This window comes from Kitasatospora sp. NPDC047058, assembly GCF_040643935.1.
Classification (GTDB): Bacteria; Actinomycetota; Actinomycetes; order Streptomycetales; family Streptomycetaceae; genus Kitasatospora.
On record NZ_JBEYVJ010000015.1, the window covers coordinates 41,859 to 54,314 of the forward strand.

Annotated in this window: 9 protein-coding genes and 2 pseudogenes; 6 read left to right on the forward strand and 5 right to left on the reverse strand. The window is 72.3% G+C overall.

Features of this window, described 5'->3' with window-relative positions; translation table 11 throughout:
- The first annotated feature begins 1 nt into the window (after position 1).
- Positions 2–1,015, forward strand: a complete 1,014-nt coding sequence (locus tag ABZ885_RS03985; protein ID WP_360183081.1) for a hypothetical protein — start codon at positions 2–4, stop codon at positions 1,013–1,015.
- A 145-nt stretch (positions 1,016–1,160) separates the two neighbouring features.
- A complete protein-coding gene (locus tag ABZ885_RS03990) occupies positions 1,161–2,276 on the forward strand; it encodes a hypothetical protein (RefSeq protein WP_360183083.1) in 1,116 nt (371 codons plus the stop codon).
- Positions 2,277–2,298: 22 nt separating this feature from the next.
- Here ABZ885_RS03990 and ABZ885_RS03995 read toward each other — a convergent pair.
- A pseudogene (locus ABZ885_RS03995) lies at positions 2,299–2,382 on the reverse strand (hypothetical protein); the annotation flags it as partial.
- Between the two features lie 151 nt (positions 2,383–2,533).
- Entirely contained in the window at positions 2,534–3,874 is a 1,341-nt protein-coding gene (locus tag ABZ885_RS04000; RefSeq protein WP_360183085.1) for a GH1 family beta-glucosidase, read from the reverse strand.
- Positions 3,875–4,102: 228 nt separating this feature from the next.
- Here ABZ885_RS04000 and ABZ885_RS04005 point away from each other — a divergent pair, with 228 nt between their 5' ends.
- Positions 4,103–5,278 carry a cytochrome P450 gene (locus ABZ885_RS04005; RefSeq protein ID WP_360183087.1) on the forward strand — a complete coding sequence of 392 codons (1,176 nt, stop codon included), beginning with the start codon at positions 4,103–4,105 and terminating at the stop codon, positions 5,276–5,278.
- Positions 5,279–5,343: 65 nt separating this feature from the next.
- On the opposite strand, the gene ABZ885_RS04010 is transcribed toward ABZ885_RS04005, so the two are convergent.
- Positions 5,344–5,604 carry a hypothetical protein gene (locus tag ABZ885_RS04010; protein WP_360183089.1) on the reverse strand — a complete coding sequence of 87 codons (261 nt, stop codon included), beginning with the start codon at positions 5,602–5,604 and terminating at the stop codon, positions 5,344–5,346.
- Between the two features lie 62 nt (positions 5,605–5,666).
- Positions 5,667–6,047, reverse strand: a pseudogene (locus ABZ885_RS04015) (hypothetical protein); the annotation flags it as partial.
- 26 nt (positions 6,048–6,073) lie between these two features.
- On the opposite strand from ABZ885_RS04015, the gene ABZ885_RS04020 reads away from it, so the two are divergent.
- The 3 genes from ABZ885_RS04020 (at position 6,074) to ABZ885_RS04030 (ending at position 10,734) form a co-directional block, all read left to right on the forward strand.
- Positions 6,074–6,676, forward strand: coding sequence for a VOC family protein (locus ABZ885_RS04020; RefSeq protein WP_360183091.1), 603 nt, complete (start codon positions 6,074–6,076; stop codon positions 6,674–6,676).
- Positions 6,677–6,820: 144 nt separating this feature from the next.
- Positions 6,821–9,712: an AAA family ATPase gene (locus tag ABZ885_RS04025; protein WP_360183093.1), complete on the forward strand. Its 2,892-nt coding sequence runs from the start codon at positions 6,821–6,823 to the stop codon at positions 9,710–9,712.
- A gap of 227 nt (positions 9,713–9,939) precedes the next feature.
- Positions 9,940–10,734, forward strand: a complete 795-nt coding sequence (locus ABZ885_RS04030; protein ID WP_360183103.1) for an alpha/beta hydrolase — start codon at positions 9,940–9,942, stop codon at positions 10,732–10,734.
- Between the two features lie 194 nt (positions 10,735–10,928).
- Here ABZ885_RS04030 and ABZ885_RS04035 read toward each other — a convergent pair whose 3' ends face one another.
- Positions 10,929–12,365 (reverse strand): LuxR C-terminal-related transcriptional regulator, encoded by a 1,437-nt coding sequence (locus ABZ885_RS04035; RefSeq protein WP_360183095.1) that lies wholly within the window; start codon positions 12,363–12,365, stop codon positions 10,929–10,931.
- Positions 12,366–12,456: the final 91 nt, after the last annotated feature.

A 12,456-nucleotide genomic window follows, 5' to 3' on the forward strand; every position in this document is an offset into this window, starting at 1 on the left:
CATGGGCGGCCTGTGGGCAACACTCAGCAGCAAATTGGCGGAACGCTGGCTGTCCTTGCTGGTTCTTCCGGGCGCATTGTTCGTGTCGGCCGTCGCAGCCGCCCGGATGCTCGGCTACAGCCACGCCATAGATCTCGCTCTACTGGTGCGCCAGGTGAAGCACTGGACAACCGCGATCAAGGTGGCTGGCTTTCCCGGACTGGCCGTCGCCATGGCGGCACTTCTACTTGCCTCCGCTGCGGCTGGTCTTGTCGCCCAAGCCCTAGGTTCAGCGTGCGAGTACGTCGTGCTGGCGGGCCGATGGGAATCCTGGCCGCCGCCGCTACGGCAAATCGCTCGACAATGCGTCCACAGGCGGCGCCTCAGGTGGGAACGCGAACGGGCCGCCTACGCACAGGAATGGAACGCGGCCGCACGCCGCACAGCCCTAGCCGCCCGGTCGGATCCGCAATCCGGTAGGGCCGGCCAGGTAGCGCTCCAGCGAGACGTTCTCCTCGATGCCGCGTACCAACGGATCACTCTCATCTCAGAGTTCGAACCCGAGCGTCCCACATGGACCGGTGACCGCATCCATGCCGTCATGGTCCGTCTCGAAGAGGCCTACCGCCTTGATCTCGGAGTCGTCTGGCCATCGCTGTGGTGCACCCTGCCCGAAGTCGAACGCACCGAGATCAACGGAGCCCGTGAGGCCCTGACACGTGCCACCACCCTGGCCGGCTGGTCGCTGCTCTACCTCTCGCTCACGGCGATCTGGTGGCCCGGTCTCGTCATCGCCTGTGTCACGGCGGCCACCGCCTGGCGTCGCACTCGGGGTGCCGCCGACACCTACGCTCAGCTCATCGAGGCAAGCACCCAGTTGCATGCCCGCGCACTCGCCCGCCAGCTCGGAATCGGCCCGGAGGGCGAGGAGCGCCTCACTCCCGAAACGGGATGGGATCTCACGTGCTTTCTACAAGGGCGTAGTCGGGGCACTGTAGCCACCGGCACACAGGCATCGACGACCAGCTTGCCCTAGCCCGTCAAAAAACCTTCAACAGATGCCGCAAACTCCACTATATGGAAGGGGGGTTGGACCTCCAGTGTCGCCCAAAGCAGGCACTCTGGTCTAACTGTCGGTCTCACGTGCGAACATTCCGGGAGGGTGCGGGAGGAGCAGACAGGTGGACCCGGAGGACTTCTTCAACAGCCGGCCGACCGGCTGGCTCGGCGAGCACTGGGCATGGGCCCTCGACGTGCCTCTCCTGGAGGAACTGCGTCGCGGCCCCCTCACGGACCGAACAGACCTCGAAGTCGGTCTTGCTCTGACCAGGCTGCTCCACGAGGACTTCACTGCCTACGGCACGGGCGGTGGCGAGCGGATGAACAACGATTCGGTTGTGGTTGCCATCAAGGCCCACCGTGCCGTCCTAGAGAGGCTCGGTCTGGAGCCACCGCGCCTACCGTTCCGCAACTTCTCCTCCTTCTACGACTACTGGCGCCGCCAAGGAATGTCCGGCGGTGGCGGCTGGGCAGCCCGACGAGAATGCATGGAAGGGCTCTTCGGACCGTCTCGGGACGTGCTGGAAGAGATCGAGGAAGCCGAGTACGAGGCGCAGTTCCGGAAGTCCACTACCGGAAGGTTCAAGAACCTGATCTTCGCGGCCGTCGGACCGAAGCCGAAGATCGTCCTCCGCGACGCCGTCAACAATGACGTGGAAATCGTCGAGAACGCGGAGAACTGCCTCGTCTTCGATCACCAACTCCCGCCCAACGGCCTAACCTGGAGCCAGATGGTGACCTGGTGGGCCGAGCTCCACCAGGTCCCCGCCGTCGGAATCGACTCCGCCCATCAGCTTTACGCCCGCCTCTTCGCCTCACTCGACTCCGGGCCTGAGCAGATCCTCTTCCGCACCTACTGCTCCCGTTACGGGCACGCACAAGGCCCCGACACCCCGGCCCTCATTCCCCAGGTCTACCTGCACTCCGACCCATACACGCGCCGCACCCCCGGTCACACCCCGACTCTGCCCAGACAACGGATGGACTTCCTACTCCTGACCCCCGACCGCTCCCGCATCGTCATCGAGGTGGACGGGATCCACCACTACGCCGACTCGCAGCGCAACGCATCGCCGCGCCTCTACGCGGAGATGGTGGCCGAGGACCGCCGACTCCGCCTGAGCGGGTACGACATCTACCGATTCGGCGGCCACGAGTTCACCCAACCCGACATCACCGCGAAACTCGACACGTTCTTCGACGAACTGCTGCTGCGACACAAACGCCCCGGGACATAGAGCCCTCCGCGCCCGGGCCCCGCTACCGCACCACGGCCTTCGCCCGGCGGGCGGCGATCAAGTCGCGGTACCAGGCGTACGAGGCCCTCGGCGTGCGCCGCTGCGTCTCGAAGACGACGTGGACGAGGCCGAATCTTTGACTGAACCCTTCAGCGCGTCGAACAGGCTGTCATTATAGGGAAGTCTTAACTCTAAGTCACCACTCCTTCCAAGTACACTATCTGCCAGTTAAGTTGAAGGCCGCAGCGCCGGGGATCTTACTTCGCGAATCGCTCCCGATGCACACGGATCAGCTGCCGATACCACGCGTACGACGCCCTCGGCGTGCGGCGCTGCGTCGCGAAGTCGACGTGGACGAGGCCGAAGCGCTGGTGGTAGCCCTCGGCCCACTCGAAGTTGTCCAGGAGGGACCAGGTGTAGTAGCCGCGGACGTCGACGCCTTCGGCGACGGCTTGGGCGAGGGCGTCGAGGTGGGCGGCCAGGTAGTCGATACGGGGCTGGTCGGGATCGGTGGACTCTTCGACGGAGCAGCCGTTCTCGGTGATGGTGATGGGCGGGAGGGCGGTGCCGTACGACTCGCGCAGGTGGGCGAGGAGTCGGCGCAGGCCGTCGGGGACGACGGGCCAGCCGAAGGCGGTGTGCGGGACGTCGGGGATGTCGACGAGGTCGAAGGGCAGGCCGGGGTCGGTGGGGGCGGCGACGCGGGTGGGGTTGTAGTAGTTGACGCCGAGGCCGTCGAGGCCGGGGGTGTGGATGAGGTCGGTGTCGCCCGGGTGGACGGCGCCGTAGATGTCGTCGGGGACGCCGAGGGCGGAGAGGTCGGGGTAGCGGCCGAGGAGGACGGGGTCGGTGAACAGGCGGTTGTGCAGGGCGTCGTAGGCCTGGGCTGCGGCCGCGTCCTCGGCGGAGCCGGACGCCGGCTCCACGGGGGTGAGGTTGTTGGAGAGCATCACCTTCAGCCCTCGCTCATGGAGCACCGAGGCGGCGAGGCCGTGGCCGAGGAGTTGGTGGTGGGCCGCGGGGAGGGCCTCGAACATCAGGGCGCGGCCGGGGCCGTGGATGCCCATCGCGTAGCCGAACACCGTGTGCACGAAAGGCTCGTTGAGGGTGATCCAGGCGGGGACGCGGTCGCCGAGCCGGTCGGCGACGGTCCCCGCGTACTCGGCGAAGCGGTAGGCGGTGTCGCGGTTGAGCCAGCCGCCGTGGTCTTCGAGCGCCTGGGGCAGGTCCCAGTGGAAGAGGGTGGGCAGCGGCTCTATGCCGGCTTCGAGCAGGGCGTCCACCAAGCGGTCGTAGAAGGCGAGGCCGGCGGCGTTCACAGGGCCGGCGCCCGTGGGCTGGATGCGGGGCCAGGCGATGGAGAAGCGGTAGCCATCGAGCCCGAGGTCCTTCATCAGGGCGATGTCCTCGGGGTAGCGATGGTAGTGGTCGCAGGCCACCGCGCCCGTGTGCCCGTCTCGTACGGCCCCGGGGCGGGCCACGAACACGTCCCACACCGAAGGCCCACGCCCGTCCTCGTCCACCGCCCCCTCGATCTGGTAGGCGGCGGTGGCGGCACCCCAGCGGAACCCCGCCGGCAGGTCGAGACGATCCGGCATGGCTGCCTCCTGAACGAGAATATGAGGAGCACTCATGTTACTGACGCGGCGCCGAAGCGCCAGAGGCAAAGCTGCCCGGGCCCGCGCCCGCCGCAGCCCTCTCCGCAGCTGGCTACGCTCGGTGGCACGGGCGCAGGCACGAGCGCAGGCACGGGCGCAGGCCGCAGGCGAGATCGTCCGGACAGCCTCGTGCGAGGCATCGACACACGGAACGGCACAGGGACGAGCATGAGCAACCCATTCCAGGACCCGGGCTTCTTCCGGAACCCGTACCCCACCTTCGCGGCACTCCGGAGTGCCTCGCCGGTCCGGAAGGTGCCGGGTGGAGCAGGGCAGTCGAGCTACCTCGTCACCGGCTACGCCGAAGCCAGAGCGGCGTTCACCGACCCTGGCCTGTCGAAGGACACCGCGCGCTTCTTCGCCGGCAAGGAGACCGGGCGCAATCTGCACCCGGCCGTGTCGCAGAGCATGCTGGCGACCGATCCGCCGCAGCACACCCGGCTGCGAAGCCTGGTGGCAAAAGCGTTCACTCCAGGGGCCGTTGCCCTGCTCCGCCCGTACATCGCGCGCGTGACGGACGAGTTGCTCGACGCGTGGGTGCCGGGCGAGCGGACCGACGCCATCGAGGCCCTCGCGGTACCGCTGCCCGTCGCCGTCATCTGCCAACTGCTGGGAGTTCCGGACGCCGACCGCGCGGCGGTCCGCACCTGGTCGAACGAACTCTTCGCGGCCGGACAGCCCGAACGGATCGACTCCGCCTCGCACGCCGTCGCCGGCTACCTGGCCGACCTCATCACGGCCAAGCGCCGCACCCCCGACGACAGCCTGCTCAGCGACTTGATCCGGGCCCGCGACGGCGGGGACCGGCTCAGCGAGGACGAACTGGTCTCCCTTGCGGTGCTCCTTCTCGTAGCCGGGCACGAGACCACCACCAACCTGATCGGCAACGGCCTCCTGGCGCTGCTCCAGGCCCCGGAATCGCTGCACCGCCTGCGCGACGACCCCGGCCTGGTCGAGACAGCCGTGGACGAGCTGCTCCGGCTCGACTCCCCCGTCAGCATGGCCACGTTCCGCTTCGCGACCGAGACCATCAGGCTGGGTGAGACGGAGATTCCCGCAGGGTCACCCGTGCTCATCGCGCCGGGCGCCGCAAACCGCGACCCCGCCCGCTTCCCCGAACCGGACCAGCTCGACCTTGACCGCGAGCCCGGAGGACACCTCGCGTTCGGACACGGCATCCACCGATGCCTCGGCGCGCCCCTGGCACGCGCCGAAGCCGGGATCGCACTCCGCGCCCTCGCCACCCGCTTTCCCCGACTCCGCCTCGCCGTGCCCCCGGAGGAGTTGGAGTGGCGGCACACGAGACTGATGCGCGGCCTGGTTGCCTTGCCGGTCCTGCTGTGACGGGGGCCTGCCACGCCAGCGCAACCGTCCCCGCCCCTATTTGCAGGGCGTCATCATCTTGGCCCCTACATGTCGCTGCCGCCACGGTGCGCGCCGTGCTCCAGATACGCAGTCTCCGCGCGTGATCGGGCCTCCAGTGCGACGTGAACGCGGCGGGCGAGTCGTGGGATGAGGAGACTGTCGATCTGATCCGAGCCGTGGAAGGCGAACTCGCCGATCTCCACTCCGTCCAAGGTAATCTGGGCGCGTTCCTCGGCTGGCAGGACGCCTCCGTCGAAGACGAAGAGCAACTTGTCCCCCTCGGTCGGATGGGGCGCCCAGTCCACGACGAGAAGTCGACCGACGAGTGGGGTGATGCGAGCTCTTCCTTGACCTCACGAGCCGCACCTTGGCTCGGTGTCTCGCCCGGGTGCAGGTAACCGCCAGGGATCTCCGGCCCTCGCCGGTGACGTCGACGGTGGCGGTGTAGGTGACGGCCATGGTGGTCTTCCCTTCGTGTGGATCGGGGGAGGTGCGCGTCGGGGGCGGGCCGGCTGGTTGCGGGCGGCGTCCTGAACGGCTGCCCCAGACTCCCCGGCGGCGGCACCCCGTCGAGCCGGTGCCGGGCACTGGTCGCCCCCGGCCCGGGTACGGGCCCAGGCACGGGCCCGGGTGCCGGCCAGGGTTCGGCACCGGCTCGACGGGCCCGCAGTCCCGGCATCGTGATCGGTGATCGGTGAGGGGTGATCGGTGATGGGCGATCAGCCGATCGGTGGATGCGGACCGGCATCCACAGCGGCGAAGGAGCTGACGCTGGTGGAATTCAAGATCGAGGTCGTGGTCATCCCGGTTTCGGACGTGGACCGGGCCAAGGACTTCTACACCCGGATCGGGTTCCGCGAGGACGTCGACGTCTCCGGCTCCGGCGGCTTCCGGGTCGTGCACCTGACCCCGCCCGGTTCGGCCGCGTCGATCGTCATCGGCAGCGGTGTGACCGACGCGGCGCCGGGCTCCGAGCGCGGTGTGCATCTGATCGTGGATAACATCGTGGCGGCCCGGGCCGAGTTGGCGGTCGCCGGGGTCGAGGTCGGTGAGGTCTTCCACGATGCCGGCGGGGTCTTCCACCACGCCGGCACCGCCGGGCGGGTCGCCGGCCCGCACCCGGCGCGGCAGTCGTACGGCTCGTTCGCCTCGTTCAGCGACCCGGACGGCAACACCTTCGTGATGCAGGAGGTCACCACCCGGCGCCCCGGCCGGGTCGGCCACGTGGTCTACCGCTCGGCGGGCGAGCTCGAGTCGGCGCTGCGCGACGCCGCGCTCGCCCACGGCGCGTACGAGGGCGGGCCCGGCCGCCCGGACCCGGATTGGCCGGCGTGGTACGCCGCTCACATGGCCCGCGCGGCCGGGCTCGGCAGCTGACCGACGTCGGGGGGAAGTCCGGCCGCAGCAGAACGAAGACGCCGGGTGGACCGGTCGTCGGCACGGTCGGGATGGACGTCGCGCGGCATGCCTCCCGGGGGCTGCGGCGCGGTGAGTGCGAGATCAGGAAGGGGTGGGGCGGGCATGGAATCCGTCACCACGACGATGGTGGGCCGCGGGGACGAGCAGGCGGAGCTCGCGGCGTTCGTGGAGTCCGCCACCGGCCAGGCTCTCGTCCTGCGGGGGGAGGCGGGGGTCGGCAAGAGTTCGCTGCTCCGTCACGCCGCCGCGCTGGCGGAGCAGGAGGGCCACGTCGTCATCCGGGCCGCCGGCGTCGAGGCGGAGTCCGCGCTGCCCTACGCCGGGCTGCACCAGTTCGTTCATCCGCTGCTCGGCGACGTCGCGCGGTTGGACGACGGGACCCGGGCGGTGTTCGACGCCGTGTTCGGCGGGGTGCGGGGCGAGCCGCCGTCGGTCATGACGCTCGGCATCGCCGTTCTCGGCCTGCTGACACGCTCCGCCGCGCAGCGGTCGCTGCTGCTGGTCCTCGACGACGGGCAGTGGCTGGACGACTCCAGTGCCGATGTCTGCGGCTTCGTGGGCCGGCGCCTGGCCGGCGGCCCGGTGCGGCTGCTGGTCTCCGTCCGCACCGACGTCGCGTCGCGCTTCGACACCGCCGCGCTGCCCGAACTGCCGGTCGCCGCCCTCGCCGACGAGGACGCGGCACGCCTGCTGGACCGGCAGTATCCGGATCTGAGCCGACAGGTCCGCCGACTCGTCCTGGAACAGGCCCGGGGCAACCCGCTGGCCCTGCTGGAGCTGCCCGCCCACCTCGCCGGCCGGCCGGGGGGCGACCTCGCGGCCGAAGAACTCGTCGGTCAGCACGGCGTGCCGCTGCCGCGGCGGCTGCAACGGCTGTTCGGTGCCCGCATCGCGGCCCTCGACGAACGGGTGCGGGCCGAGCTGCTGAAGGGCGCGCTCGACGGCGCCGGCACCCCGAGCGGCACCGACACCGTCCCGGGCACGCGCTACGCCATGCGCGACGCCGACGCGGCGGTGGCCGTCGGGCTGCTGGACCTCGCGGTGACCACCGGCGAGTTCGTCTTCCGCCACCCGCTGGTGCGTTCCGCCGTCGTGCAGATGGCCACTCCCAACCAGCGCCGCGCCGCACACCTCGCGCTGGCCCGGGTGCACCGGGAGAAGCTCGAACGCCGGGCGACGCACCTGGCAGCGGCAACGCTCGATCCCGACGAGGAGGTCGCCGACGTCCTGGAGGCGGCGGCCGAGTCGGCGACCCGGCGCGGCGGCGCGCTGGCGGCCGTGAGCTGGCTGACCCGGGCCGCCGAGCTCAGCGAGAACCCCGCCGGCCGGTCGCGGCGGCTGGCCGACGCGGCCTTCGTCGCCAGCCACGCCGCCCGCCTGGGCCAGGCCCACCGGCTGGTCCGGGCGGAGCTCGCACCCGGTTCGACGGAGTCGCCGGCCTCGGTGCTGGCGGCCGCTTACCAGGCGCTCTACCAGGACGGGGAGGTGCGTTCCACCCACCGCCGGGTCTCGGCCGCGATCGAGAAGCTGCGGGACGGCGGGGCGGCCGCCGTCGCGACTGCCGACCGGGCCGCCGCGCCCACGGCCGGCGAATCCGCCGCACCCACGTCCGGCAAGGCCACGGTGCCCACGGCCGGCTCCACGGCCGGCAGGGCCGGCACCCCGGCCGGCAGCGCCGAACCGGAAGAGGTCCTCACCCGGCTGGTGATCGTCCTGCTGGCGGTCAGCCAGTACAGCGGCGACCGCGCGACCTGGGAGAGCACGCACCGACTCCTCGCCTCCATGGGCGGCCTCGTCACCGAACGCTCGCGCCTCTACGGCGCCACCTGGAGCGATGTGACCAGGCACGGGGCCGACTGGGCCGGGCCGGTGCGCGAGGCCGCCGCCGACCTGCCGGACCTGGAACCCTGGGACGTCACCCGGTTGGGCGCGGCCGCGTACCACCTCGACGTCCTGAGCCGGTACCGCCCGCACCTGCAGCGCGTCGTGGACCGCGAGTTGGAGACCGGGGCGGTGGCCACCGGCATGGTCATGCTGCACCAGATCATGCTCGACCAGCTGGCCGTCGGCGAGTGGGCCGAGGCCGAGGAGACCGGACAGCGCGGCCTGAACCTGGCGACCGAGCACGGCCACCACCTGTTCGCCGCCCAGAGCCGCGCCTACCTGGCCCAACTCGCGGCGCTGCGCGGACAGACCGGGCGGGCGCGGGACCTCCAGGCCGAGGTGGACGCCTGGGCCCGCCCGCGCGGAGTGGGGTTCCTGACCCAGATCGCCGACTCCGCGGGCGCGACCGCCGCGCTGGGCTCCGGCGACTACGAGGCCGCCTACCTCTACGCCATCGGCATCACGCAGCCCGGCACGTTCCGGCCCTACGCGTACCAGGCCTCGCGGACCCTGCTCGATCTCGTCGAGGCCGCCCGGCACACCGGACGCGTCGAGCAGGCCCGGGCGCACGCCCTCGCCGCCCGTGATGCCGGGCTGCCGGAGGTGTCACCCCGCCTGGGGCTGATCACCTACGGCGCGCTGGCGATGACCGCCGAGAGCGAGCGGGAGGCCGCCGAGATGTTCGCGCGGGCCGAGTCCCACCCGGACGCCGGCCGCTTCCCGTTCGAGCTGGCCCGGATCCGGCTGGCGCACGGCATCCGGGTGCGCCACGTCCAGGGGCCGGCCACCGCGCGGCCGTACCTGGTCCCGGCGGCGGAGGCGTTCGAGCGGCTCGGGGCGGCCGGCTGGAGCGAGCGGGCCCGGGCCGAACTGCGCGCCACCGGAACCCCGCCCCGCGCCTCGACACTGAACCTGGACTCGCTGACCTGGCAGGAGCGTCGCGTCGCCGACCTGGCCGCCGGCGGGCTGACGAACAAGGAGATCGCCCAGCGGATGCACCTGTCGCCGCGCACGGTCAGCTCGCACCTGTACCGCGTGTTCCCCAAGCTGGGCATCACGACCCGGGCGGCACTGCGCGACGCGCTGAGCCGGACCGAGGAGCAGGTCTGACGACCGCGCTCAGTCCGGTTTCGGCGTCAGTTATTTGACGTTGAATCAGGACGAGGGCAAGTCGGGGCCGGATGGAGAGTCAGATGACCGATGTGCCCCGGACGGACCACGGGCGACAGTGAGGACCGCCCCATCCACCGCATCGTCCGAACCTCCTGGAGCGTGATCTCCCCGTGTTCAGCTTTGAGAACGGCCGCAAGCACCGGCTCGCCGCCGCCACCGCCGCCCTGGTCGGCACGGCGGCCGTCGGCGCGTTCGCCGTCGCCGGCGCCGCGAACGCCGCGACCCGCGACCCGGCGGCCGACCGGGCCCCGAAGCCGACCGTCGTCCTGGAGCACGGTGCGTTCGCCGACGGCTCCAGCTGGGACGGCGTCGCCGCCGAGCTGCGCCGCGACGGCTACCCGGTGGTGGCCGCCGCCAACCCGTTGCGCGGCCCGGCCTCCGACGCCGCCGCGCTGCGCAGCCTGCTCGACCACATCAAGGGCCCGGTCGTCCTCGTCGGCCACTCCTACGGCGGCTCGGTCATCAGCGAGGCCGCCGTCGGCCAGTCGCGGGTCAGGGCCCTCGTCTACGTCGCCGCGTTCCTGCCGGCACCGGGCGAGTCCGCGCTGCAGCTGACCGACCGGTTCCCCGGCTCCACCCTGTCCGGCACGCTGGACCCGGTGCCGTACGCGCTCCCCGACGGCAGCACCGGGACCGACCTGTACATCCGGCAGGACAGGTTCCGGGCGCAGTTCGCCGCCGACGTCCCGGCCGACCGGGCCGCGCTGGCGGCCGCGGCGCAGCGGCCCGTCGCGCAGGCCGCGCTGACGGAGCAGGCCACCGCGGCCGCCTGGGAGACCGTCCCCAGCTGGGCCGTCGTCACGACCGAGGACCTCAACATCCCCGCTGCCGCCCAGCGGTTCATGGCCCAGCGCGCCCACGCCCACACCACCGAGGTGGCCGCGTCCCACTCCGTCGCGGTGTCGCACCCCGGCCTGGTGGCCGGTGTCATCGAGAAGGCCGCTCGCGCCACGCGCTGACCACGCGCTGACCGGCCCCGCCGCGCGCTCCGGCCGACGGAGTGCTCCAGCCGACGGAGTGCTCCGGCCGGCGGACAACGGCCCCTGAACGCCGGGAGGGCGGTCCCCCGTCCACGCCCTCCCGGCTCCCCCTGCCGGCGTCCCCTCCCGGCTCCCCCTGTCTGCATCCCCTCCCGGCACCGAGCGCCCGGCGATCACCGGTCGGCGAACGCCCCGGCGATCTCGCGACGGGAGGAGATCCCGAGCTTGGCGAAGACCTTGCGCAGGTGCCACTCGACCGTGCGCGGGCTGAGGAACAGCTGCGCGCCGATCTCCGCGTTCGGGTGCCCGGTGGCCGCGAGCCGGGCTATCTGCGCCTCCTGCGGCGTCAGGACCGGTGCGCCGACGGTCCGTTTGCGGACGGTCTCGCCGGTGGCCAGCAGCTCGCGGCGGGCCCGCTCGGCGAACGCCTCCATGCCCATCCCCGCCGCCGCCTCGTGCGCCGCACGCAGCTCGGTGCGGGCCTGGGCCCTGCGGTTCTGCCGGCGCAGCCATTCGCCGAACAGCAGCCGGGCCCGGGCCTCGAACACGCCGAGCCCGCCCCGGCCGAAGTGGTCGACGGCCTCCCGGTAGTGGTCCTCGGCCTGCCCGGGTGCTCCGGTCAGGGCGTCGGCGACCGCCAGTGCGCCGAGGGCCCAGGGCGTGCCGGCCCGGCCCCAGTCGGCCAGCCGCTCGCGTGCCCGGGCGGCAACGGCCGGGTGGCCGGCCCGGGTTGCGGCCTCGACCAGCTCGCTGCACGTCCAGTGGTGCACGACGAGGTCCTGGTACTCCCCGCCCCGGAGCGCCGCTTCCACGGCGAGCGGATAGTTGCCCAGGCCGCTGTGGAGTACGGCCCGCGCACACGCCGCCATGGCGGTGAGCCGGCCCAGGCCGCGCTGCCCGCCGTCCCGTTCCATCGCCTCGATCAGTTCCAGGGCCGGTCGTTCCCGTCCCCGGTACGCGCCGATCAGGGCTGTCGAGACCATGCGCGTCGCCACTCCGGCGGCTTCCTCGACGGCCGCGGCCTCGGCCAGCACGTCCTCGGCCTCGGCGAAGCGCCCCGCGTAGCCCAGTGAGGCCGCCCGGTAGGGCAACGCCGTCGAGAGGACCGACAGCGTGCCCGTCGTCCGGGCGAAGCGGACCGCCCGGTCGGTGATGTCCAGCCAGGCCTGGAGATCGCCCAGCTCCACGGCGGCGTTCGCGGCCGGCCACAGGACGGCCAGGTCCTCGTCCTCGGTGAGGGCGCGCAGCGCCTGCGCCAGCAGTGGGAAGGCGGCGACCGGGCCGTCCGTGGTCCAGGTGACCAGGGCGTGGAGGAAGACCCCCGCCGTCTCGTCGCCGGGTGGCAGGTCGCGGGCCGCCTCGGCGACCCGCCGGCGGCCGCCTTCGTCGTGCCGGCCGGCCCAGATGGCCGCGCCGAACGCCGCGAGATAGGTCTCCCGCGCGGCAGCCGGGTCGAGCTCCCTGAGGCGGCCCGCCGCGTCGAGCAACGGCCGCACCGCGCCGAGCCCCGGGTCGGTCATGGACGAGGCCTTGGCCCGCAGGCGGCTGGCGTTGGCCTGCTGCAGCGGGTCCAGCGGCCCCAGCTCGGCGGCGGCGAGCAGGTCGGGCACCCGGGCCGGGGGGGGCGCCGGCGCGGGGGGCGCCCCCCCCCCCCCGCCGGGCCGCGCACCGGTCCGCACCGACGGGGACGGACGGCGGACC